The sequence below is a fragment of the Haladaptatus salinisoli genome (genome assembly GCF_020614375.1).
GTDB classification, from domain to species: domain Archaea; phylum Halobacteriota; class Halobacteria; order Halobacteriales; family Haladaptataceae; genus Haladaptatus; species Haladaptatus salinisoli.
In genome coordinates this window covers 507,913-530,963 of record NZ_CP085330.1, presented here as the reverse complement: position 1 = coordinate 530,963, position 23,051 = coordinate 507,913, and the positions used below count along the sequence as shown (strand labels likewise).

General features: G+C 65.3%; 23 protein-coding genes and 1 pseudogene. 14 read left to right on the top strand and 10 right to left on the bottom strand.

Translation table 11 applies throughout. The features are described from left to right. Positions 1-656: 656 nt before the first annotated feature. Both LIX00_RS23140 and LIX00_RS23135 read left to right on the top strand, forming a co-directional pair. Complete coding sequence (locus tag LIX00_RS23140) at positions 657-1,133, top strand: HFX_2341 family transcriptional regulator domain-containing protein (RefSeq protein WP_227356875.1); 477 nt, start codon at positions 657-659, stop codon at positions 1,131-1,133. Beyond that, on the top strand, positions 1,130-1,321 hold the full coding sequence (locus LIX00_RS23135; RefSeq protein ID WP_227356874.1) for a DUF6293 family protein: 192 nt from the start codon (positions 1,130-1,132) through the stop codon (positions 1,319-1,321). The genes LIX00_RS23140 and LIX00_RS23135 overlap by 4 nt, the downstream gene beginning before the upstream one ends. A 184-nt stretch (positions 1,322-1,505) precedes the next feature. On the opposite strand, the gene LIX00_RS23130 is transcribed toward LIX00_RS23135, so the two are convergent. Together LIX00_RS23130 and LIX00_RS23125 are read right to left on the bottom strand one after the other, a co-directional pair. Then, positions 1,506-2,510 (bottom strand): LLM class flavin-dependent oxidoreductase, encoded by a 1,005-nt coding sequence (locus tag LIX00_RS23130; RefSeq protein ID WP_227356873.1) that lies wholly within the window; start codon positions 2,508-2,510, stop codon positions 1,506-1,508. 139 nt (positions 2,511-2,649) lie between these two features. After that, a pseudogene (locus LIX00_RS23125) lies at positions 2,650-3,145 on the bottom strand (phosphotransferase-like protein). 119 nt (positions 3,146-3,264) lie between these two features. Here LIX00_RS23125 and LIX00_RS23120 point away from each other — a divergent pair. Then, positions 3,265-4,221, top strand: a complete 957-nt coding sequence (locus LIX00_RS23120) for a hypothetical protein (protein WP_227356872.1) — start codon at positions 3,265-3,267, stop codon at positions 4,219-4,221. A gap of 59 nt (positions 4,222-4,280) precedes the next feature. On the opposite strand, the gene LIX00_RS23115 is transcribed toward LIX00_RS23120, so the two are convergent. Both LIX00_RS23115 and LIX00_RS23110 read right to left on the bottom strand, forming a co-directional pair. Continuing rightward, positions 4,281-4,565: a hypothetical protein gene (locus LIX00_RS23115; protein WP_227356871.1), complete on the bottom strand. Its 285-nt coding sequence runs from the start codon at positions 4,563-4,565 to the stop codon at positions 4,281-4,283. Between the two features lie 73 nt (positions 4,566-4,638). Further along, positions 4,639-5,361: an EthD domain-containing protein gene (locus tag LIX00_RS23110; RefSeq protein WP_227356870.1), complete on the bottom strand. Its 723-nt coding sequence runs from the start codon at positions 5,359-5,361 to the stop codon at positions 4,639-4,641. Positions 5,362-5,727: 366 nt separating this feature from the next. Between LIX00_RS23110 and LIX00_RS23105 the strand changes: the two genes are divergently transcribed. The 4 genes from LIX00_RS23105 to LIX00_RS23090 are packed head-to-tail and all read left to right on the top strand — an operon-like array spanning position 5,728 to position 10,424. Beyond that, a complete protein-coding gene (locus LIX00_RS23105) occupies positions 5,728-6,984 on the top strand; it encodes an ABC transporter substrate-binding protein (protein ID WP_227356869.1) in 1,257 nt (418 codons plus the stop codon). A gap of 1 nt (position 6,985) precedes the next feature. Beyond that, entirely contained in the window at positions 6,986-8,959 is a 1,974-nt protein-coding gene (locus LIX00_RS23100) for an ABC transporter permease (protein WP_227356868.1), read from the top strand. Beyond that, on the top strand, positions 8,959-9,717 hold the full coding sequence (locus LIX00_RS23095) for an ABC transporter ATP-binding protein (protein ID WP_227356867.1): 759 nt from the start codon (positions 8,959-8,961) through the stop codon (positions 9,715-9,717). The genes LIX00_RS23100 and LIX00_RS23095 overlap by 1 nt, the downstream gene beginning before the upstream one ends. Then, positions 9,717-10,424 (top strand): ABC transporter ATP-binding protein, encoded by a 708-nt coding sequence (locus tag LIX00_RS23090; RefSeq protein WP_227356866.1) that lies wholly within the window; start codon positions 9,717-9,719, stop codon positions 10,422-10,424. Before LIX00_RS23095 ends, LIX00_RS23090 begins: the two co-directional genes overlap by 1 nt. A 12-nt stretch (positions 10,425-10,436) precedes the next feature. On the opposite strand, the gene LIX00_RS23085 is transcribed toward LIX00_RS23090, so the two are convergent. Beyond that, positions 10,437-11,270, bottom strand: coding sequence for a TrmB family transcriptional regulator (locus LIX00_RS23085; RefSeq protein WP_227356865.1), 834 nt, complete (start codon positions 11,268-11,270; stop codon positions 10,437-10,439). A 320-nt stretch (positions 11,271-11,590) separates the two neighbouring features. Between LIX00_RS23085 and LIX00_RS23080 the strand changes: the two genes are divergently transcribed. Further along, the gene (locus LIX00_RS23080; RefSeq protein ID WP_227357177.1) at positions 11,591-11,860 is read left to right on the top strand and encodes a hypothetical protein; all 270 of its coding nucleotides are present in this window, start codon (positions 11,591-11,593) and stop codon (positions 11,858-11,860) included. Here LIX00_RS23080 and LIX00_RS23075 read toward each other — a convergent pair. Next, positions 11,829-12,089, bottom strand: coding sequence for an Lrp/AsnC family transcriptional regulator (locus LIX00_RS23075; RefSeq protein WP_227356864.1), 261 nt, complete (start codon positions 12,087-12,089; stop codon positions 11,829-11,831). The genes LIX00_RS23080 and LIX00_RS23075 overlap by 32 nt on opposite strands. Before the next feature lie 424 nt (positions 12,090-12,513). On the opposite strand from LIX00_RS23075, the gene ddfA reads away from it, so the two are divergent. Next, positions 12,514-12,822 carry a DdfA family disk-determining factor gene (gene ddfA, locus LIX00_RS23070; protein WP_227356863.1) on the top strand — a complete coding sequence of 103 codons (309 nt, stop codon included), beginning with the start codon at positions 12,514-12,516 and terminating at the stop codon, positions 12,820-12,822. Between the two features lie 164 nt (positions 12,823-12,986). On the opposite strand, the gene LIX00_RS23065 is transcribed toward ddfA, so the two are convergent. Continuing rightward, positions 12,987-13,469 (bottom strand): VOC family protein, encoded by a 483-nt coding sequence (locus LIX00_RS23065; RefSeq protein ID WP_227356862.1) that lies wholly within the window; start codon positions 13,467-13,469, stop codon positions 12,987-12,989. Between the two features lie 181 nt (positions 13,470-13,650). Between LIX00_RS23065 and LIX00_RS23060 the strand changes: the two genes are divergently transcribed. The 4 genes from LIX00_RS23060 to LIX00_RS23045 all read left to right on the top strand — a co-directional run bounded on the left by LIX00_RS23060 (position 13,651) and on the right by LIX00_RS23045 (position 17,167). After that, positions 13,651-13,926, top strand: coding sequence for a hypothetical protein (locus tag LIX00_RS23060; RefSeq protein WP_227356861.1), 276 nt, complete (start codon positions 13,651-13,653; stop codon positions 13,924-13,926). A gap of 8 nt (positions 13,927-13,934) precedes the next feature. Further along, positions 13,935-15,209 (top strand): M24 family metallopeptidase, encoded by a 1,275-nt coding sequence (locus LIX00_RS23055; protein ID WP_227356860.1) that lies wholly within the window; start codon positions 13,935-13,937, stop codon positions 15,207-15,209. A 129-nt stretch (positions 15,210-15,338) separates the two neighbouring features. Next, positions 15,339-15,935: an HD domain-containing protein gene (locus LIX00_RS23050; protein ID WP_227356859.1), complete on the top strand. Its 597-nt coding sequence runs from the start codon at positions 15,339-15,341 to the stop codon at positions 15,933-15,935. 173 nt (positions 15,936-16,108) lie between these two features. Further along, positions 16,109-17,167 carry a DUF7350 domain-containing protein gene (locus LIX00_RS23045; RefSeq protein ID WP_227356858.1) on the top strand — a complete coding sequence of 353 codons (1,059 nt, stop codon included), beginning with the start codon at positions 16,109-16,111 and terminating at the stop codon, positions 17,165-17,167. A 3-nt stretch (positions 17,168-17,170) separates the two neighbouring features. On the opposite strand, the gene LIX00_RS23040 is transcribed toward LIX00_RS23045, so the two are convergent. The 3 genes from LIX00_RS23040 to LIX00_RS23030 all read right to left on the bottom strand — a co-directional run bounded on the left by LIX00_RS23040 (position 17,171) and on the right by LIX00_RS23030 (position 20,586). Next, on the bottom strand, positions 17,171-18,457 hold the full coding sequence (locus LIX00_RS23040; RefSeq protein ID WP_227356857.1) for a hypothetical protein: 1,287 nt from the start codon (positions 18,455-18,457) through the stop codon (positions 17,171-17,173). A gap of 211 nt (positions 18,458-18,668) precedes the next feature. After that, on the bottom strand, positions 18,669-19,643 hold the full coding sequence (locus LIX00_RS23035) for a transcription initiation factor IIB (RefSeq protein WP_227356856.1): 975 nt from the start codon (positions 19,641-19,643) through the stop codon (positions 18,669-18,671). Positions 19,644-19,956: 313 nt separating this feature from the next. Beyond that, on the bottom strand, positions 19,957-20,586 hold the full coding sequence (locus LIX00_RS23030) for a phosphoribosyltransferase (protein WP_227356855.1): 630 nt from the start codon (positions 20,584-20,586) through the stop codon (positions 19,957-19,959). A 131-nt stretch (positions 20,587-20,717) separates the two neighbouring features. Between LIX00_RS23030 and LIX00_RS23025 the strand changes: the two genes are divergently transcribed. Then, on the top strand, positions 20,718-22,916 hold the full coding sequence (locus tag LIX00_RS23025; protein WP_227356854.1) for a hybrid sensor histidine kinase/response regulator: 2,199 nt from the start codon (positions 20,718-20,720) through the stop codon (positions 22,914-22,916). Positions 22,917-23,051: the final 135 nt, after the last annotated feature.

The following is a 23,051-nucleotide window of genomic DNA, read 5'->3' as shown; positions in this document are numbered from 1 at the left end:
AATGATAAGTATTAAGTAGAGGTAGTGCATACCTATAGATGAGGTCATTTAATGACCTCATCAAAACCCCAAGACGACCAAGACGCCCGAAGACGACGACTCGAACTGACTGATTTGGTCACACAAATCATCTGGCGCGTCGTGAAAATCATCACGGCGTTGGTCGTTGCCCTTCGGACGCTCGGGCTCTAAGCCCACATCTACCCCATTAATTTGGGGTGTCGTCGATGGGGCTATCCGGTCAGACGACCGGTTTCCATCATGACCACAGATACAAACTCACCATCGGGTGTTCGTGGATTTCTCGAACGGTTCGATGACTGGTTCCTCACGATTGGCGTCGTGCTTGCGCTTGGTCTCAGACCACGCCTCAAAGGAAAAGCCAGATGGGTCGTGTCCGCGGTTTCTCTCTTGTTACTCCTCGCTGGTGCAGCTGGTGCTGCGTCTGGGTTACCCCGGTTGCTCGCTCGTCTCAAGGCGTGGCGCTAAGTGGATGCTGACTCAACCTATAAATTACCCGCCAGAATAATATGGCGAAATGTAGTTTATAGAAGTGGAATCAGACGAGGTATGACTCCGCCTTCGTCGGTTCCGAACCGGGTACAGATAGTCCCGCTGGGGTTCGAGTACGCCCGATTGCGCGAACCGGTGATGGAGTGGAGAGCCGACGTCGTCGTCGCCGTCGAGTACAGCGGAAGCGAGCGGAAATTTCGCTTCTGACCGACTCTCTCGACGAACTGCGCGCGAACGAGCGGATCGAATTCGAACGGCGCTCGTGCGACATCTTCGACCTGTACGATACGCTCGGGACGATAGTCGAATCGATAAGCGAACCCGCGGACGACGAGGTGTACGTGAACCTCTCGGCGGGGAGCAAGATCACCGCCATCGCGGGGATGATAGCGTGCATGGCGACGGGCGCTCGTCCCATCTACGCCCGCCCGAACTACGGTCCGGACGGGGAGCGGATTCCGGACGCCCCGCTGCACGAGGAGGTCGCGGAGATATTCGACCTGCCCACGTACCCCATCGACCGTCCGTCGGACACCCACGTCGCGTTTCTCGCCCACATCGCCGAGCGGACGACGGAGTCCGCGAGCGGGCGTTTCCGTTCGTCGCCGAGTCGGAGGTGACGACGGAGAAGGGGTACTACAGGCTACTCGACTCGCACGTCGTTCGTCCGTTGACGGAGAGGGGCTACGTGGAAGTGACGCGGATCGGCCGCAAGAAGTTCGTCTCGCTGACGGACGACGGGGCGAACTCGCTTCGCGCCTTCCGACACCTCCTCGACCGCGCCGACGACCCCCCGACGAGCGGGTGATTCCGGCGGTCGCCTCACCGGACGGAAACTTCGTCGCGGTGACGACGGAAACGCCGCGAGCGGAATTGAACCGTTCGCGCCGCTCGACGTTTCTCGCGCCCGGGACGGCGGTAGAACAGCGGAAACGGTGGGGTGTCGTCGGCGAGTCCGGCGAGTCCGTCGAATTCGGTCGACCGACGCGGAGCTATCGAACGAGCGGGGCGACCTCGTCGCCGAGGCGCTCCACGCACTCGACCATCGCGTCGGTGCCGATGCCGGGGTGATACGTGCGGAGGATGAAGTGGACGTCGTCGCCCAGCGCGTCGCGGTACTCCCCGAGTTCCTCGGCGACCTGTTCGGGCGTGCCGAAGATGGCCTGCTCCCTCAGTTCCTCCTTTCGCTCGGCGTCGAGTTCGGGCACCGATTCGCCGGAGAATATCTCGGCGTACCGGCGCTGGATGTAGAAGTAGCCGGGTTTCATCGCCTCCCACGCCTCCTCGCGCGAGTCGGCGACGAACCCGTGCTGGAGGACGTACACCTCGAAGTCGCCGTCGATTCCCTCCTCCTCCCGAACGCGTTCGATGTCCTCCTTGCGCTTGCGGACGCCCTCGACGGAGAGCGACGAGGGGGCGCACCACGCGTCCGCCACGCGGGCCGCCCGCCTGACCGCGGGTTTCACCCCGCCGCCGAACATGACGGGTATCGGCGATTCGGGTTTCGGCGTCACGGTCGCGTCGGGCGACACGTCGTGGAACTCCGCGTCGTAGTCGAGCGGTCCGTCCGACCACGCCGCTCGTAGGAGGTTCGTCGCGTCCGTCAACCGCTCGACCCGCTCCTCTCGCGGAACGCCGAACGACTCGAACTCGCAGGGGTTCGATCCGATGGCGAGTCCGAGCGTGAGGCGACCGTCGGCCAGCAGGGAGACCGTCGCGGCGTCCTCCGCGAGGCGAACCGCGTCGTAGAGCGGCGCGAGCGCGATGCAGGTGCCGAGTTCGACGTTCTCGGTGCGGGTCGCCAGCGCGCCCAAGGAGGGCATCGTCGCCGAGAGGTAACCGTCCTCGGCGAAGTGGTGTTCCGACACCCACGCGCTGTCGAGTCCGGCGGCGTCGATGGCCGCCCCGATCTCCAGCATCTCGTCGTAGATCTCGGTCATCGAACGGTCGTCGTCGGGGCGTCGCTGGCAGGTGAACAGCCCTGTCCCGAGTTTCATACCCGGAAATCGGAGGCCGGCGTCTTAATCGTTGACAACGACTGACGGATAGCGGTCGTCTCCGACATCCGGCCGTCTCCACGCGAGACTTCTACCGCCGACCCTCGGCGTTGATTCCCGACGCGCTCGAACCGGTAGGTTACCCCGACGATGCGGTCTTTCGATACTGCGCCGCCACTCGCCGAGCGCACTCCTCGGGCGAGGACTCCGCCGTGTTCACCTCCACGTCGTACTCGTTTCCCCCGCGAACGTCGTCGTACTGGCTTCGGGCGAATCCCCGCAACTCCGGCGGGCGGTCCGCCTCCCGGCGTTCGAGTTCGCCTAGCGGACAGCGGACGCCGACCATCAGCGCGTCGAATCCGGCGAGCAGTCGCGGGTCGAGGTCGGCGCGGTGGTGGTCCGCGATGACGTTGTTGCCCGCTTCCGCCGCCGCCGCAATCGCGCCGTGGTACCCCCGTTCCATCCGTTCGAAGTCCGTCTCGTTCTGGTCGAACGGGCCGCCGGGGAAGCACGTCGATAAACGAGTCGAGTTCCATTGCGAGGAACGTCTCGCGCAGTCGCTCCTGGAGGTGCTCTGCCAGCGTCGATTTGCCGGACGTCGAGGTTCCGACGAGGAAGATGACCGTCGAACTCATACCCATCGTCCGTCTAAAGGGTTAGATTTCCGTCGGTTCCGTCCGTCCCCGTCCGCGACCTCTTATATCCCTTCAACTCTCCAGCCAATTCTTTTACATCACATCCTCGAAACGAATCCGTGGCTCATAGCGGTCGAATTTCCGAACGTTCGTTTCCGCTTCCGCCGTGGGCGCGAACCCCTTTCGTCGTTGCGGGACTCGCGGCGCTCGCTCTCGGGTGGCGGTGCCTCGGCGGACTGCTCGCGCTCGGGTTCGGGTCGGGGGGTCGCGTCTCGCTCGGCGCGCTGTTCCTCTTTCTGGTCGTCGCCGCCGCCACCCTCGTCGGCGTCGCGCTCGTCTCGACCGGGTTGGTGATTCCGGGGGCCTCCCGAGTTCCGGGCGTTCCCGAACTCGCCTTCTCCCGGCGTCGGCGCGTCCTCGTCGCTCGCGGCGCGGCGCTCTCCGTCGTCGGTCCGTTCGTCGGAGTCCTCGTCAGCGTGCTGTTCAGCCCGCTGCCGGGCGACTCGGTTCTGTCGCCGCTGGCGACGCTCCCGGTGTCCCTCGGCTGGGCGCTCGTCCTGTTCGGACTCGGCGGCCATCTCACCGGCGAACTCCACCTCCCGCGCTTGCTCCCCGCGACCGTCTCCGAGTCGCTGGCGTCGATTCCGCTCGCCCCCGGTCGCGCTCGCGCGGCGACGGTTCGAACCCTCCTCGTGGTCGGCGGCGCTCCCGTCGTGGTCGCCGGGATGGCGACGGTGTTCGTCGAGTGGCGGTCGCCCGTCGCGCCCGGGTCGGTCGAGTTCGCGGTCGCCAGCCTCGCGTTCCACCTCGGTCTCGTGCTCCCCGACCCGGGGCCGCGGTCCTCCGCGCTCTCGCTCGTCAGGTCGCCTGCGGCGGACGGCCTGACGTTCCTCGGCGGTCTCGTCGCCGCCGCGAGTCCCTTCCTGCTCTCCGTACTGGTGGCGCTCGTTCCGGTCTCGTCGCTGGTCTTCGCGCGGTCGGACTTCGTCCTCCTCGGCTGGGCGTTGGTGCTGTTGGGCGCGAACGAGCGGTACCGGGAGTCGGGCATCGTCGGTTCGCGAGAGCTTCGACGATAGCTGCAGCCGTCCGTTTTTTCGTCGCGGTCGCGCGGGGTGAACGAGGGACCGTCGGTGGTTCAGCGGGCAGGGTCGGGACGCGCGTCGAGGGAGCGCCGGAGGTAGTAGTATTCGACCAGCGTACGGACGAGGACTCCCCCGAGGACGATGAGAGCGAGTCCGACGACGATGAACAGGGGCCCAACACCCGCCGGACCCGGATGGCCCCGAGGTTCGGGAATCGAGGCGACGAAACGGACGATTCCGTACGGCCCCGGAAAGACGGCGGCGAATTTGATCGCGCGGTCGATCGAGGACGCCGGACGCACGGTGAGTTGTTCGGGGACGCTGGCATCGGCCCGCACGGCGCGGTGGAGCGAAACCAGCGTTTCCGAGACCGCCGGCGGTGAACGCTCAGCGGCTAGTTGAGCCCTCGGTTCAGTCCCGCGTCTCGTCTTTTTGCACGGTTTCCTCGCCGATGAACCGGGGGCGCTCCTCGATGGCGAGGAAGTTGTCCACGTCCTCGCGGGCCTCCTTCGCTTTCCCCTTGGCCGGGTCGTAGTCGCGCGACCCCTCGCTCCCCAGCGCGTCGTGCAGGGCGTCCAGGTCCTCGAAGTAGAGCTCCGCGATACCGTCGAACTCGGCGTTCTCGGGGTCGGTCGGGAGGACGGTGTCGTACTTCACGACGCCCTCGATTTCGCGGGCGATGGGCGTGTGATTGTTCTGCCAGTGGTCGACGAACTCGTCGTGGCTCATCCCCTCCTTGCGGACGAGGAACGCGCTGTGCTTGTAGAGGCCGTCCGTCTCGCCGCCGACCTCGTCCTTCTGCGTGACGACTTCGCCGATGAATCGCGGGCGCTCCTCGATGGCGAGGAAGTTGTCCACGTCCTCGCGGGCCTCCTTTGCCTTCCCCTTGGCCGGGTCGTAGTCGCGCGACCCCTCGCTCCCCAGCGCGTCGTGCAGGGCGTCCAAATCTTCGAAATAGAGTTCGGCGAGGCCGTCGAACTCGGCCGCCTCGGAGTTCACCGGGAGCACCGTGGCGTACTTCGCGACGCCCTCGATTTCGCGGGCGATTTCGGTGTGGTTGGTCTGCCAGTACTCGACGAACTCGTCGTGGCTCATCCCCTCCTTGCGCACCAGCAACGCGACGTGTTTGTACATTTCACCCGAGGGCAGGATTCGCGGTGTCATAAAGCACCCGAAGAGGGTCGAACGCGCGCCCGCCGGCGGAAATCGTCACCGTCGTCGGCGACTCGGCGGCGGCGTTCGCGCTCGACACCACCGTTTCCGATGTCCGCGGGCGGGTCCTCGCGAGGGCGTTCGTCCTCCGAGGGCGGCTCATCCATTCCGACGGCGTATCGAAATCGAGTCACGTCCCGCGCCCTGCGCTCTCGCGGAACGCGCTCGCGGACAGAGACTCGGTCGCGTCCTCGGAAATCGACTTCGCTCTCTGCAGTTCCGTTCTATCGGAGAAATTCAATAAAATTTATACAATCATTTATTACCCGACCCTTGTTCCTTGGTGGCATGGTAGGCGATAACCCGAAGAAGGCAAACGGATTCGGAGCAACTCGGCGCGCCGTGCTCGGCGCGGTGGGGGCGGGCGGATTTGCGGGAGTGGCGGGGTGTCTCGGAAACATCGGCGGCGGTGGGGGAGGTGGGAGCGTCGATACGGTCAAGTACGGCGTCCTCAATCCAATGACGGGACCGTACGCGGGGCTCGCGGAGGAGCAACGGAAGGGAGCGAAGTTGGCGATACAGACGATAAACGAAAGCGACGAGTCCGAGTTCACCATCGACGCCAAGTACGGCGACACGCAGGCCGACGCCGAAACCGGTCGGCAGGAAGCGCAGCGACTGGTCGAACAGCACGACGCGTCGTTCCTGATGGGCGCCATCTCCAGTTCGGTCGCGCTCGGTCTCAACGAGTTCGCCTCGGAGGAGAGCGTCGTTTACTCCCCCGGCGCGGCGGCCATCCCCATCACCGGGAAGAACTGCAACAAGTACGTCTTCCGCTGCGAGACGAACACCGCGCAGATCGCGGAAGCCTGCTCCGAGTGGACGCTGAACAACCTCGGAAGCAAGGTGTGGTTCCACATCGCGGACTACGCGTACGGCCAGTCGGTGCTCCGCGAGTGGCGCTCGCGGATGAAGAAATCGAGCGCGGACTTCACGGAGGTCGGCGTCTCTCGGGCGGAGTTCGGCGCGAAGAACTTCGACTCGTTCATCAGCCAGATAAAGAACTCCGACGCCGACGTGGTCGTCGTCGGTTCGACCGGCGGCGACCTCATCAACTTCGCCAAGCAGGCGAAATCGCAGGGGCTGGTCGGCCAGAAGAAGGTGATGACGACGACGGGGTCGTTCGCGGTCATCCGAGGGGCGCTCGGCGAGGCCGCCGACGGACTCTACAGCGGGACGCGGTACGTGCCGAAGATAGACGCCGGCGACAACCAGCAGTTCGTGAAGGCGTACAAGAAAGCGAACGGAACCGAACCGGACAACTTCGCGCGCGTCGCCTACGACTCCATTCGGATGGTCGCGAACGGCATCAAGGAGGCCGGAAGCGCCGACCCGGACGAGGTCGTCGATACGTTGGCGGGACTGGAGATGGACACCCTCTTCGGGAAAAATTCGTTCCGCGAGTGCGACCACCAGGCGAAAAATCCCGTCTGGGTCGGACGGAACGTCTTCGAGGGCGGCAAGATGGCCGACGTGAAACTCATCAAGAAGGTCGAGGGCGACCAAGCCATCCCGCCGTGTAATCAGACCGGGTGTCAGCTCTGATATGGCGGGAGCCTTCGTCGAACAACTCCTGAACGGGCTGACCATCGGGGCCGTGTACGTCCTGCTCGCGGCGGGGCTGTCCATCATCTTCGGCGTGATGGACGTCATCAACTTCGCGCACGGGGAGTTCTTCGCCCTCGGCGCGTACCTCGCGGTCGCCATCGTCGCCGTGACAACCGGCGGGGGCGCGTTCTGGGTCGCGCTCGTCGTCGCCCCGCTGCTCGTCGCGCTCCTCGGGGCGGTCGTCGAACGGGCGACGATTCGACCGCTGTACGGGCGAAATCCGCTGTACCACATCCTGCTCACGTTCGGGCTGGTGCTCATCTTCAAGGACGCCATCGCCTTCGTCTGGGGCGAGAACCCCAAGCCGTTCGCCCAACCGCCCTCGCTCCGGGGGCCGGTCGACCTGCTCGGGTTCAGCTACTCGAAGTACAGCTTCTTCGTCATCGCCGTCGGCGCGGTGACGGCCGTCGGCACGTGGCTCCTGTTGAACCGAACCCGGTTCGGTCTCGTCGTGCGCGCGGGCGCGCAAGACCGCGAGATGGTGCGCCACCTCGGCATCGACATCGACCGCTACTACACGCTCGTGTTCGCGTTCGGCGCGTTCCTCGCCGCGCTCGGCGGCATCGTGCTCGGCGCGAAACAGGGCGTCAGCACGGGGATGGGAAACTCCGTCATCATCCCCGCGTTCGTCATCGTCGTTCTCGGCGGCCTCGGCAGTTTCCGCGGCGCGGTGCTGGGCGGGTTCTCCGTCGGCATCATCGAGACGTTCTTCCGGAGTCCCCCGTTCGGGTTGGACGCCGTCCTCCCGAACATCGGGGGAGTGGTCGTCTTCCTGCTGATGATCGGCGTCCTGCTCGTCCGTCCGCAAGGGCTGTTCGGCAACCCGGAGTGGACGTCCTCGGACGGCGGCGGCGAACTGCTGACGGGCGGCGGCGGCGGGGTGCTGGACGACCGGACGCGCTTCCGACTCGGCGCGGCCGTCGTCGGTCTGCTCTTTCTCGCCCCCCTCGGAATCGGCGTGCTCTACACGTCCTACGAGGTGAACTCGCTCCTGCTGACCGCGCTCGTCTGGGCGCTGTTCGCGCTCAGCCTCGACTTCGTGATGGGGTACGCGGGACTCGTCTCGCTCGGACACGTCCTCTTCTTCGGGCTTGGTGCCTACGGCACCGTCCTCACCGTCCAACACGCGATTCCGTCGGTGTTCGCCGCGCTCGGCGTCGGCATCGTCGTCGCCGCGCTGGTCGCGTGGGGCGTCGGCCACCTCTCGATTCGCGTGTCGGGCGTCTACTTCTCGATGATAACCCTCGGCTTCGCGGAGCTGTTCTTCCAACTCGCGCAGCAGGCCGAGTTCACGGGCGGGAGCGACGGCCTGTTCGACTTCGACCCGGTGTACGGGCTGATGGGTGGGCCGGAAGTCGGAGACGTCGCCCTGCTCGGCGAGATAGAACTGTTCTACTACTTCGTGCTCGCACTCGTCGTCGGGTCGTACCTGCTCGCCCGGCGGATGATGAACGCCCCGTTCGGGAGCGTCCTGCAGGGCATCCGCGAGAGCGAGGAGCGGGCGTCGTTCGTCGGCTACGACGTGACCGCCTACAAGCGCCGGGCGTTCGTCGTCAGCGGCGCGATGGCCGGTCTCGCGGGCGGTCTCTCGGCGATTCACACGGGCGGGGTCGCGCCCTCGTTCCTCGCGTGGATCAAGTCCGGCGAGGTCATCGTGATGACCATCCTCGGCGGGATGGGGACGCTGTACGGGCCGATGCTCGGCGCGGGCGTGTACGTCGGTCTCGGGGAAGTTCTCAGTTCGTTCACGGAGCAGTGGCAGGGTATCCTCGGCCTCGTCTTCGTCGTCTTCGTCATCTTCGTGCCGCGCGGTCTCGTCTCGCTTCCGGCGACGCTCGCCCGGCCCGCCGAACGGAAGACCGGCGGCGGCCCCGAACCCGTGGCCGACCCCGAATCGGAGGTGAGCGACTGATGGCGGCGCTGGAGACCGAGGGTCTCACCCGGCAGTTCGGCGAACTCGTCGCGGTGGACGGGGTGAACCTCTCCGTCGAGGCGGGCGAGTTCCGGAGCGTCATCGGCCCGAACGGGGCCGGGAAGACGACGCTGTTCAACCTGATTTCGGGCGCGCTGTCGCCCACGTCCGGTCGCGTCGTCTTCGCGGGCGAGGACGTGACGACGCTTCCCCCGCACGAGCGCGTGCGGCGCGGCATCGGGCGGTCGTTCCAGATAACGACCGTCTTCGGCGGGCTCACCGTTCGGGAGAACGTCCGTCTCGCGGCCCAATCGGTCGACGAGGAGTCGCGTTCGCTCGGCGAGCGACTGTTCCGACCGGCCGACGGCTTCGAACCGGTCAATCGGCGGGTCGAGGACGTGCTCTCCCGGGTCGGACTCGCGGGGCGAACCGACGAGCGAGCGGCGGCGCTCGCCTACGGCGACCGTCGGCGACTGGAACTCGGACTGGTGCTGGCGACCGACCCGCGGGTCGTCCTGCTGGACGAACCGACCGCCGGGATGAGCGCGGAGGAGACGCGGGCGACGATGGAACTCATCGACGACGTGCTCGCGGAGCGGACGCTGCTGCTCATCGAACACGACATCGACCTCGTGATGAACATCTCCGACCGCATCACGGTGTTGAACCGGGGGCAGGAACTGGCGACCGGGACGCCGGAGGCGGTGGCGGCCGACGACGACGTGCAGGCGGCGTACCTCGGGGGTGTTCGCGCCTGATGCTCTCCGTCGAGAACCTGCGGGCGGGCTACGGCGAAACCGATGTGCTCTCGGGCGTCTCGCTCGACGTGCCGGAGGGCGAGGTCGTCGCGCTCATCGGGCGCAACGGGGTCGGGAAGACAACCACGCTGCGCTGTATCACCGGGGCGTTGTCACCTACTTCGGGGTCGATTCGATTCGACGGCGAGGACGTCGGCGGACTGTCGCCGGTCGAGACCGTCCGGCGAGGCGTCGCGCTGGTGCCCGAAGAGCGCCGGGTGTTTCCCGGCCTCTCGGTGCGCGAGAACCTCGCCGTCGGCGCGCTCGGCGGGAGCGACAGCGCGCACCGGCGGGACGTGGACGACGTGCTCGACACCTTCGAGAACCTCCGCGAGCGGCGAGACAGCCGGGGAACCGACCTCTCGGGCGGCGAACAGCAGATGCTGGCCATCGCCCGGGCGCTGGTCTGCGGCGCGGATCTGCTCATGCTCGACGAACCGACCGAGGGACTCGCCCCGCTCATCGTCGAGCGGGTGGAGGAACTGATCCGCGACCTGAACGAGGAGGGAATCACGGTGCTCCTCGTGGAGCAGAACGTCGCGGTCGCGCTCTCGCTCGCGGACAGGGTCTTCCTGCTCGACCGAGGGAGCATCGTCTTCGAAGGGACGCCCGAGGAACTGGAAGCGAACGAGGACGTGATGGACGCGCACCTCGGCGTCAGCGTGTGAGGATGGCGGTCGTTACCCGTCGGCGGTTCCGGGGTCGTCGGTCGAGTTCAGCCCCGTCGCCATCAGTCGTCGGGCGATCACCACGATGCCGTTGTCGAATCCTCTCCCGAACACGGCTTTCTCCTCGCTCGCCTCGTCGGAGTTCTTCTCGTACACCGAGCTGACGAGTATCGTGTTCCGGTCGACCAGCAGGAGTCGACTGATGGTCACGTCCTCCGTCTGGTCGGTCAGCGAACCGCTCAACCACTCCAGCCCCGAGACGAAGACCTCGGCGTCGGGAATCTCCTCTTGAATTCGGTCGCGGAGCTGTTCGGTCACCGCTCCGATGAGAACGCTGATTCCCGTTTCCTGAGCCGTTTGCAGGTGCTCTATCAAATCTTCAGTGAGAACCGCTTCGCGACCGACGATGAGGACGATTTCCCTCCCGACTGTGTCGATGAGCTGTTGCGTCCGATTCGCAATCGGCGTGGTGCCGGACAGCGCCCAAACTTCGTGCGTCACCTCTTGGTCGTCGTCCGGAAGTGCCGGCTCGATGTCTTCGAGCGCCGCGACGAGTGACTCCGTCCGATCTTCGTACTCCTCTCGAAGCGTCTCGGCCGCCTCGTCGACGCCCACGGCCCGAAACTGCTGCGGGTTCGAGTGCTGAACTTCGACGAGTCCCTTGGCCTCCAACACCCGAATCGCGTCGTAGACTCGCGTCCGAGGAACGTCGGAGTTCTCGCTAATCGTTTTGGCCGTCCCTTTCGGGAGCCGCGATAACGCCACGAAGCACTTCGCCTCGTACTCTTTCAGCCCGAGATTCTGAAGCAGTTCGATCGCTTGTTGATGATTAGATAAATCCTTCATGGGTCCCAACCATGCTACCGGCGAATCCGGTACCGTCTCCGTTGTTCTGTCGCCACTCACAAGTTAGTTCCTGTCGAACTACTCGTGAGCGTCTGACAGTACGGCCTTCCATGTTCGCTCGAAGGGCATCGACCAACTTTAACTATACTTATGGGACACCGATCATCTTGCGGTTTCCCTCCTTCTCTCGGCCGTGAGCGAGGTGTTCCGCAATCTCTGAGGCGGAAAACGAAGAATAGAAGCCGAAAAGCGCGGATGTAGTAACCGAGGAGAAGCGTCTACACTTCGCCCGCCGCCGTATCGGAATCCTCGGCGGCGAAATGAAAGTGATTGAACGGCTGCATCTCGCGCCGTTTCGTGGGTTCGGAGCTATCTATCTCGAGTCCGAGGTCGTGGACGGCGTCCGCGATACGAGTGATATCGACCGTGCTCGTCCCGACGACTTCGATGTGGACGTTCCTCCGGCGGTCATCATCTCCGGGTCGACCGCTCCCTTGATGTCCGGAACCACCTCCGCCAGTCTCCCGCGTTCGGTCGGCGGGGCGGTACAGACGAAGACTACTCGGAGCGGGAGGTTCGCCGTTTCGTAATCGATTTCGGGTGGTACCCTCTGACGATTCCCTCGGCCTCGAGTTGGTCGATTCGATTTCGAACGGTGCTCGCTGAGACGCCGACCGTATCGGCGATCTCCTGGGCGGTCGTCTGCCGGGCATCCTCTCGAAGAATCCGTAGGATACCCCCGTTTCGTCGTCCAACTCTCTGGACACGAGTCGAGTACGAACGCCGACCGCCTGTAATCTGGGTGCGACGGCGCCGCACCTCGTTCAACCGCTCGCCCGAATTATCACTCGTCGGATCGTTCACCCGTATAATCACAGTAAGATTATACCGGGCTAGCTCGAAGTGCCGAACGCACGGAGTCCGAGAGGGTCCCAACCAATCGTCGCTCCGTGCCGAGGTTGCCACTCCCGTGGTAGCCCTTGCGAACGAGACTTTGGCCTATCTCTTCGTCGCGGTTCGATGAACGGATTCCACCATCGAGAGGAAACCGACCGGAACTAGCCACCGAACGGGGCCGTCTTCGAATGGCGCGGTACTCTTCCCGAAACGGTTCCACCGCTCGACTCGAAACCACATTCACCCATATAATCACAAAAATCTTTATGGCATAGATGACGTAGTTCGTCACGCTGAACGAGGCGACCGTAAAAGAGCATCCCTCTGTTCAGAGAGGACATCTATCATGGACGATGAGGAACCACCAGCCGAGACGGGTCGGTCGGAATCGCCTTTCGAGGTACGTTCCACCTCCTTCGACTGGGCGCGAAACGGACAACCCAGTATCGCCGTCGTCGAGGCCGTCGCCGCCGTCACCGGCCGCGATACCACGGACGTGCCACCGTTGTACGACTTTCTCAACCCCGACGCGCTGGACGCGCTCGCTACCGTACGGGGAGGCAACACCGTCGACGACGTGCGCGTGGAGTTCACGTACGACGGCGTCGAGGTCTCGGTGACCGGTGACGGAACCGTCACGGCGCGCTCGGAGTGATTTGCACCGGATTTTGGAGGGAGTTCAGTCGAACGACCCAACTTCGGGCCACTCGTCTTCTATCCCATACGAGCACGTTTGAGGAGGCGAGTGACGCGTCGCTGCGAACGAGCGGTCGACGTGCGGACTTGTTTCGGCCGTTTCGTCCCGGGCCCGGAGAGGAACTACCGCTTGAACAACTCCCCGACTCGACTCCCGTTCACGAACAGTTCCTCCGACGGTAGGCGGTCTTCGTGGTAGTCGTCGTGGTACTCCATCAGTTGAAAGAGCGCGCCGGTCGGATTGCCGGGCGAGACGAACGCCTCCGTCCACGTATCGAACTCGGCGCGGTCGACGACTCGAAGACCGTGTTCGCGGAGCGACTCGATGACCGCGTCGATGTCGGCGACTTCGAGGGTGACGTGGTGGAGTCCCGGACCGTTTTCGTCGAGGAATTTGGTGAGAAAGGTGTCCTCGGCGACGGGTTCGATGAGTTCGAGTCGGGAGGCGTCGCCGAGTCGGTAGTACGCCCACCGAAATCGATCCTCGACGGGTTCGACGGTGAGGCGTTCGCAGCCGAGCGCCAGCAGGACGGGTTCTGCGTCTTCGACGGATTCGACGGCGACGCCGACGTGGTCGACCCGAATCGGCGTGTCGTGGGTTCGCATAGTGAGCGCAGACGAGGGGTGATATCTTGAATCTTGAGTGCGGACGGAATCGCCCCCGAGGAACGGTTCGCCTCGCGGAATCGGCCGACCGTCTCGTCGAACTCGCCGGAGCACAACTATCATAAAATACACCATCGCCGCCTTCGACGTCGTTCTCGGATTCTCGACAGCCGAGCGGGCGGTGAGCGTCGAGGCGGTCGTCTCCGGTTCGATTCTACTCGCGCTTGCGCTCGGAAAATCGGCGGCTCTTTTGGGCCTGTCGCGGCGGCGCGACCGGGGTACGAACGATCGATACGGCCTGTGCGATTTCGGCGTCCCTCTCGGTCTGGCGTCGGCCGACGTAATGCCTATCGCGCTCGGCGCGGTCATCGTCGTCGCACTCTGTAGCGACGACGACGCCTTCCGCGCTACCTCGTCCACGGGCTTTCACCTACCTTCAATACGAACCTCGGAGTAGCCCGCCCCATGGGATTCTACCAACGCGACTTCATGGAAGGGACGCGCGGGACGATGAGCGTCGACTGGGAGGAGCGCATCGACATGCAGCGGATGCGCGAGGAGCGCAAGGAGCGCGCCCTGACCCGGATGCGCGAGGCGGACCTGGGGAGCATGCTCCTCATCAACGACCCGAACGTCCGGTACGTGACCGGTCTCGCCATGACGGGCGGGTCGGGCGCGGACCACTACACCCTGCTCACCGAGGACGGCGACGTCGTCCACTGGGACACAGCCGACCACGCGAGCAACCAGCGGTTCAACTGCCCGTGGCTCGACGACATTCGCTACGCCTGCCCCGGTCTCGGGAACGTCCCCCGCGCGTCGGGGCGCGACTCCGCCCGCGACTGGCTGAAGGGGAAGATGGCCGACCTCGTCCACGAGGCGATGGAGGAGTACGGCGTGGCGAAGGAGCCGATGGGCATCGACGTCGGCAACGGCGCTCTCGTCTCGAAGTTCGAAGACCGCGGCGTCGACGTGCGAACCGACGAGTGCGCCGAGGTGATGGAGAGCGCGCGGAAGGTGAAGACGCGCGACGAGGTCGAGTGTTTGCGGATGGTCGCCGCGCTCTGCGAGGCCGGATTCCAGCGCATCACGGAGACGGCGAAGCCGGGCATGCGCGAGTCGGAGGTCTGGGGCGAGGCGACCAAGGAACTCTGGCGGCTCGGAGCGATGGTGCAGGGCGGCTACGTCACGTCCGGGCCGAACACGTGGCCGAAGCATCAGGCGAACACGACCGACCGCGTGATTCGACCCGGCGACCTCGTCTACGCCGACTTCTACAACATCGGCTTCATGGGCTATCGCTCCTGTTACTACCGCACATTCAGCGTGGGAGAGCCGACGCAGGCCCAGCGGGACGCCTACGAGATCGCCCGCGACAACCTCTACGACGTGCTCGAACGCATCGAACCCGGCGCGACGACCGACGAGATATCGCAGGGATTCCCCGACATGGAGGGCGAGCACGCCGACTGGTACGGCGCCACCGACCACTGGCAGATGACGACGAACCACTGGGCGCACGGTCTCGGCCTGCAACTGTACGAGGTCCCGCTCATCTGGCGCGGCATCTCGCCCGACCACCCCATCGAAATCGAGGAGGGGATGACGATGGCGGTGGAGACGATGGAACCGGCCGACAGCCAGGGCGTGCGCGTCGAGGAGATGGTCGTCGTGCGCGAGAACGGCGTGGAGATTCTCAGCCAGTGGCCCGTCGAGGAGATCACGACCATCGAACACTGAACGTCACCCGCGTTTGTTGAAGGGGCGTTCCGACGAACTCGGTTCTCCGTACCGTCGACCGAACCGACTACGCCGTCTCCACCCGGCCGATTCACGAACCATTACGTCGCGGGCCGCGAACCACTGCGTATGAGCGACAGCCCGAACTACCGCGAACAGGTCGAGGACGCCTTCCCCGAACTCGATTCCATCGAGAGCGACGAACTGCGCGAGCGAGTCGTCGAGGCGTGGGTGCTCGGCCTCGAACGCGGCGGCTGGCGGGACATCGAGGACATTCCCTACGCGTGGAACATCCACGAGGTGACGAACGTCGAGCACGTCCGCGGCGTGACTCGAATCGCCGCGCGCGCCGCCGAGGAGCAGCGCGAGTTCCACGGGGCCGACCCCGACGAGGACGTCGTCGTCGCCGCCTGCCTGCTCCACGACGTGGGCAAGTGCTACGAGTACGTCGATTTCGTGGACGAGGAGGCGCTGCTCGACCCCGACCCGACGTACGCCACCGAGGAGATTCCGCACTCGCTCTCGGGGTACGCGCTGGCTCACGAGGTCGGCTGTCCGCTGGCGGTTCAGCGCGCGATTCCCCACTTCCTCGGCGAGGTTCCGAAACGAACCCTCGAGGCCGAACTGGTGAAGAGCGCCAACTCGGCGAGTTCGAACGCCATCACCCAGTCCGCGATGGGAATCACGCTGCAGGAGTGGGTGGAGAAGTACAGCCAGACGCAGTGAGGGAATTTTCGCGGCTGTTCTCGATGTCCCTCCTCGTCCGTCGGTCTTCTGGATAGCTGTCCGAATAGATATCCAGACAGATTTCTAGACTTGCCACCCCGAAACCCCACCGGGGACGCGTTTCGACGGGTGTACCAGAACTCCTTTTCCCGGCGACTGTCAACTCTCGGTCGATGAACCGTCGCAGATTTCTGCAGACAGCGGGCGTCACCGGTGCCGCCGCGCTCGCGGGGTGTTCGGGGATGTTCCAGACGAGAACGTTACCGAACGAGCCGCCGATGGTGAAAAATCGCCCGGACGCGGTGTACTATCCGACGCACGTGGAGGGGATGGAGATGGCGGGGATGGCGAAGCAGGGTCGGTATCGACTCGCCCTGTTCTACTCGTTTCCCCACCGGTTCTGGTTGATGGGCGGCGGGACGGCCAAACAGCAGGAGAAGGTCACCGTACAGGAGAGCGACGACCTCCACCTGATGGCGTCCGTCTGGGACGCGAAGACGAAGACGGTGCTCCCCGCGGGGGACGTTCGAATCGAACTCTCGAAGGGCGACTGGAGCGCGACCCGGACGATGTGGCCGATGCTCTCGCAGAACATGGGCTTTCACTTCGGCGACAACATGTCGCTGGACGGCGACGGAACGTACGCCGCCGAGATACGGGTCGCCGGGCTGAGCGTCCGCCGGACGGGGGCGCTCGCGGGACAGTTCGGCTCGGGCGCGACGCTCTCGACGAAATTCGAGTTCACTCAGGATAAACTGGACGAACTGTCGTTCAAGCGGCTGGACGACAAGAAGGGGAAGAAAGGTGCGGTACCTGCCATGGAGATGGAGATGCCGATGAGCCGCGTCCCGCCGAAAAAGGACCTTCCCGGCCGGTTCGTCGGCGAGAAGTCGAGCGGCGACGCGAAGTTCCTCGTCGCCGCGGTGAGCGACACCCCCCTCGCGAACGACACCTACCTCCTCGTCTCGCCGCGGACGCCGTACCGCCGCTACCCGATTCCGATGATGTCGCTCTCGGCGAAACTGCGCCGCGGCGGAAAGTCAGTGTTCGACGGCGCGCTGCAACCGACGCTCGACCCCGATATCGGCTATCACTACGGCGCGAACGTGAAGGGCGTCGAATCGGGCGACGAACTGACCGTCCTCGTCGATTCGCCGCCGCAGGTTTCCCGACACGAAGGGTACGAGACGGCGTTTCTCTCGATGCCGAAGATGCGGTTTTCGGTTTCGTAACCCTCAGAATCCGTAAAACAGCGGCCACGCGAGGACGGCGACCCAGAGGACGAGGCCGGCCTTCACTACCGCGTTCCAGCGTCCGTCCACCTCCCGTCGCGACCCGCCGACCGCGAGCGTCCCGACGACGGCGAGGACGACGAGTCGGTGGAGGACGACCGCGATGGGGAGCACCTTGACGCCGATGCTCCGATAGTCGAGGAGGAACCCGAGGCCGAGAGCGACGACGGCGACGCCGAACCAGTCCAGCGACCGCCCGCCCTTCGGTACGCCGGCCGCGGCCAGCGGCAGACCGACGACGTAGACGAGGTAGCCGACGCCGGCGACCGCCTTCACCGGGACGACGGGGAACGTCGTCTCGACGAGGATGCTCGCGCTGCGCACCAACAGCGGGAGGCCGACGAGCGAGACGGTGAGCGCGATTCCGCGTCGGTTCGTCTCCGTCGAGAGCCACGACTCGGCCTCGCGAAGCGACGAGCGCACCGATTCCTGCAGGCCGACGGAGCCGAGGAGTAGTACCACCCACGCCAGCGACACCGGTCGTAGCTCGCTGGTCTCTCGAAGCTCGATGACCGACACCCATCCGTCGGCGTCGGAGATACCCCCGTTGGCGAATCGCTCGCGGGAGATATCGTCGACGTACCACTTCCCGTAGTACTGACTGTCGAGATAGTACTGGGCCATCGAGAGCGACCCGACCGAGTGTCGCAACCGGAACCAATCCCAGTGTTCGTGGTGGGCCTGGACGGCGGTCCACGTCTGGTTCCCCTTCCCCGCCTCGTAGAGTCGGAGGTGATACCGCGACCCGAAGTAGGTGCCGTCGTGAAGCTGCGCCGTCTCCGTGACCCACCCGCCGCGCGGACCGGGTGCCTGGATGTAGGTGTATCGCGTCGCCCCCGTGGTGTTGCGCCACTCGACGACGCCGTCGTCGACGACCACGGATTCGTCCTCGTCGCCCACTCCCCGCCACTCGTTCGACTGATTGTCCCACTTCGCTCCCCGTCCGGTCTTCAACTGCGCCACCACCCGCTCCGAGTGCCCGCGGATGACGGCGTTGATGGGGAGGGTCAACGAATCGAACGACTTGCGTCGGCTCGTGAACGGCCAGAGCTTCGCCGAACTGTTCTCTTTCGGCGCGACGAGCCGCACGTCCCCGGGTTCTTTCCGTTCCGCCTCGTCGACCGAGTGCGGCGCGAGGAATGCAGGTTGGACGACGGCCAGACCGAAGAGGACGATAAAGAGGATGCCCGTCGCGACGCGGCGGTCGATCCCGCTCCGTGAGTCGGGCATGCGTGCCGACGAATTCCGAGCCGCACAAAATCAGTGTACCGGCCGTTTTCGGTCGTCCGGACGCATCGATACGGCAACCGCTCTCCCCTTCGATACGTAGCCCTTCCGCCGGTCGGGCGGGATTCGGCACCCTCCGATGGCGAAGCCACTGTTCGGTCGCAGATGCGTCTCGGTCGACTGTTATCGCTTCGGAGAGAAAAACGAGGACGGTTTACGCGACGACACGGCCATCTTCCGCGGCTTCGAGCAGCTCCTGGTAGCGGTTGCGGATGGTGACTTCGCTGACGCTGGCGACGTCGCTCACCTCGGCCTGCGTCACCTTCTCGTTGCTGAGGAGCGCGCCCGCGTAGACGGCGGCGGCGGCGAGGCCGACCGGCGACTTCCCGCTGTGGACGCCCTGCTCTTTCGCGGTCTTGAGCAGGTCGTGGGCGCACCGCTCGGATTCGTCGCCGACGTCGAGGTCGGACGCGAACCGCGTCACGTAGTTCTGCGGGTCGGCGGGCTGAATCTGGAGCTTGAGTTCGCGCACGATGTAGCGGTAGGTGCGCTTGAACTCCATCTCGTCGATGCGGCTGACGCTCGCCACCTCGTCCAGACTCCGGGGGATGTCGCTCTGGCGGGCGGCCGCGTAGAGCGAGGCGGTCGCCACGCCCTCGATGGAGCGTCCCGGCAGCAGGTCCTCTTCGAGCGCCCGGCGGTAGATGACGCTGGCGGTCTCGCGGACGTTCTTGGGGAGGCCGAGTGCCGAGGCCATCCGGTCGATTTCACCCAGCGCCTGTTTGAGGTTGCGCTCCTTCGAATCGCGCGTGCGGAACCGCTCGTTCCACGTGCGGAGCCGTTGCATCTTCTCGCGCTGCCGAGAGCCGAGCGTCCGGCCGTAGGCGTCCTTGTTCTGCCAGCCGATGTTGGTCGAGAGGCCCTTGTCGTGCATCATCTTCGTCGTCGGCGCGCCGACGCGGCTCTTTTCGTCCTTCTCCTTCGCGTCGAAGGCGCGCCACTCCGGCCCGCGGTCGACGTTGTCCTCTTCGACGACCAGTCCGCAGTCCTGACAGACGGTCTCGCCGTGTCCTTCGTCGGCGACGAGCTTTCCGCCGCACTCGGGACAGCCGCCTTCCTCTCGTTCGTTCTCTCGCTCGCGGGTCGATACGTCGGACTCGCTGTAGCTCTGAATCTTGGTGGATGTCATGGTTGTGGGTTGGCGGACGCTCCCGGGAGGGAGAACCTGAAGAATCCCGGATAGCCACTTCCTAACCAACAGTTAGGGCGAAACGTACTTAAATGTTTCGCAGTATGGTGTCTTTTATGATTTTCCGCGATGCCCAGATGTGAGGCCTGAAACCGGCACCAACGGCGGTTTTATTGCTCGGCGAACCGCGAAATCCTGAAACGAAACCGACAAAACTGTATCGGTTTTACGCCGGGTGATTTTGCGTTGATTTTTCGGCTCGTATCGGGTACGCTGATGAGACGATTGAACCGAGGACGTCGGTTTGATCGTCCTACGCCCCCTCGTCCAGGTACGTCCTCGCCACCTCGTCCGGCACCTGCTCGAACGCCCGATAGAACTGCCCGACCGCGCTGAAGTACGGCGGAACCTCGACGCAGAGGACGTCGTCCGCCTCGTCGGCCAGTTGCTCGACCGACCGGGGCGAACCGACGGGTACGGCGAGGACGACGCGGCTCGCCCCCGCGTTTCGCACCTGCCTGAGGCACGCGATGGTCGTCGCTCCCGTGGCGACGCCGTCGTCCACGACGACGACTCGGTCGCCCGCGACGTCCGGAATCGGTTCGTCGCCCCGATACGTCGACGCCTTCTCGCGGGCCGCTTCGGCCTGTCGCTCGCGCTCTCGTTCGACGTAGGCGCCGTCCACGCCTAACCGGTCGATGAGTTCGTCGTTCAGCCAGACGCTCCCGTCCGCACCGACCGCGCCGATGGCGAGTTCGGGGTTGCCGGGCGCGCCCAGTTTCTTGGCGACCACCACGTCCAGCGGGACGCCGAGCGCGTCGGCTACCGGCCGTCCGACCGGTAGCCCGCCCCGCGGAATGGCGAGTACGATGTCCGCCGCCACCCCTTCGCGCACGACGAGGTCGGCGAGTTGCTCTCCCGCGTCCGTTCTGTCCTCGAACATCCTCCTCCCCCTACGTCGACTAGCGCACCCAACCAGTAAAAGCGCTCGGCGAGACGCTATTGACAGGCCGTATACCTCACAGACGCAACAACTATGGTGGCGTACTCAGTCTGTCAACGAAACGACTGAGAATGAGTGACTCACCGCCCATCGTCGTCCTGCACGTTGACGACGACGAAGACCTGCTCGACCTCGCGGCGACGTTCCTCGAACGGGAGTCGGAGCGGTTGCGGCTCCGAACGGCGTCCTCGGTCGCGGACGCCCGCGAGGAAGTTCGAAAAGGCGGTATCGACTGCATCGTCTGCGACCACGAGTTGGGCGACGCGAACGGACTCGACTTCCTCGAGACGGTTCGCGAACTCCGCCCGGAACTCCCGTTCATCCTCTTCACCAGCGTCGGCAGCGAGGCGTTAGCGAGTCGTGCGATATCCGCGGGCGTCACGGACTACTTCCAGAAGGACGTTTCGAGCGACCAGTGCGCGGTGCTGGCGAACCGCATCGAGAAGGCTGTCCACTCGTACCGCACCGACGACGCGCTTCGCGAGCGGGAAGAACACTACCGCACCGTCGTGGAGGGGAGCCACGACGCCATCTACATCTACCGGGACGACCGGTTAACCTTCGTCAACCAGCGGGCGTGCGAACTCACCGGCTACGACGCCGACGAACTGTGCGGCATGAACGTCTGGTCGCTCCTCCATCCGGACGACCACGACCGCGTGAGGGACGTCGTGGCGAGCCGTGAGAGCGGCGAACACGCCGTTTCGATCTACGAGGCCAGATTCCGGACGAAAGACGGGGAGACGCGCCACGGGGATTTCTCCGTCCGCCGGACGAGCTACGAGGGTCGCCCGGCGACCATCGGATCGGTTCGGGACGTGACCGACCGAAAACGAACGGAAGACAGGTTGCACGCGCTCATCGAACACTCGCACGACCTCATCGCGCTCGTCGACGAGTCGGGCGTCTTCCGCTACCACAGTCCGTCCATCGAACGCTTCGGCTACGCCCCGGACGAGGTCGTGGGGGACGTTTCGTTCGAGTACGTCCACCCCGACGACCGCCCCCGCGTGGTCGAGACGTTCCACCAGGTCGTCGACGACGCTGACAGCTATCGAACCATCACGTACCGATTCCGCCGCGCCGACGGATCGTGGCGCTACCTCGAGACGACGGGCGAGAACCGACTCGACGACCCCGCCGTCGAAGGACTGGTGCTCAACTCCCGGGACGTGACCGGTCGGAAGAGCGGGGAGCGGACGCTCGAAGCCCTCCACGACGTGACCCGCGAACTGATGGCCGCCGAGACGACGACCGCGGTCAGCGAAATCGCGGTTCGGGCGGCGCGCGACGTTCTCGACCTCCCGATGACCAGCATCTGGCGGTACGACGACGCGGCGTTCCGGTTGGCCGCCAGAACCGAAGAGCACTACGAAGCGCGCGGGGGCTCCGAGACGGTACCCGACCCGAGCGCCGCGCTCGACGCCTTCGAAACCGGCGAGGCGGTCGTCCGGCGACGGAACACGACCGACGACCAGTCGGAGGCGCTCGTTCCGTTGGGTGACCGCGGCGTGATGGCGTTCGGCGGCGAGCGACTGGACGACATCGACGTGTACTACGCCCAACTGCTCGCCTCGAACACCGCGGCCGCCCTCGACAGGGCCGAGCGCGAGGACGAACGGAAGGCCGACCAACGCGAACTGGAGCGCCAGAACGAGCGCCTCGAGGAGTTCGCCAGCGTCGTCTCCCACGACCTGCGTAATCCCCTCAACGTCGCGCAGGGATACCTCGACATGTACCGGGCGACGGGAGAAGACGAGCACCTGGATCGGATAGTCCGCGCTCACGACCGGATGGCGGGCATCGTCGAGGACGTGCTGACGCTGGCGCGACACGGGCGGACGGTCAGCGAAACCGAACCGGTCGACGGGAAGGCGGTCACGGCGAGCGCGTGGGCGTCGGTCGAGACGGAGTCGGCGACCCTCGACGCCTCGTGGGATTCGACCGTCGACGCGGACGCGAGTCGGCTCCAGCAGTTGCTCGAAAATCTGTTCCGGAACGCCGTCGAGCACGGCGGCCCAGACGCGACGGTCGTCGTCGGCGAACTCGAAACCGGCTTCTACGTCGAAGACGACGGTCCCGGCGTCCCGCCCGCCGACCGCCAGACGGTGTTCGAGTCGGGCCACTCCTCCGACGAGGGCGGCACCGGGTTCGGCCTGACCATCGTCGAGCAGATCGCCGAGGCGCACGACTGGCGCGTCTCGCTCGGCGAGTCGAGCGCGGGCGGAGCGCGGTTCGAGTTCACGGGCGTCGAACGGGTCGACGAGTGACGAGTACGTCGCCGCCTTCGACCGTCCCCCGGCCCGAACGAGTAGGGGTCGTCGCCGGGTCGGACGACGCGTCGATGACTATTCCGTACCGATTGTCAGCCTCGGTATCAAGGCCGACCGGCGCAAAATCACCCG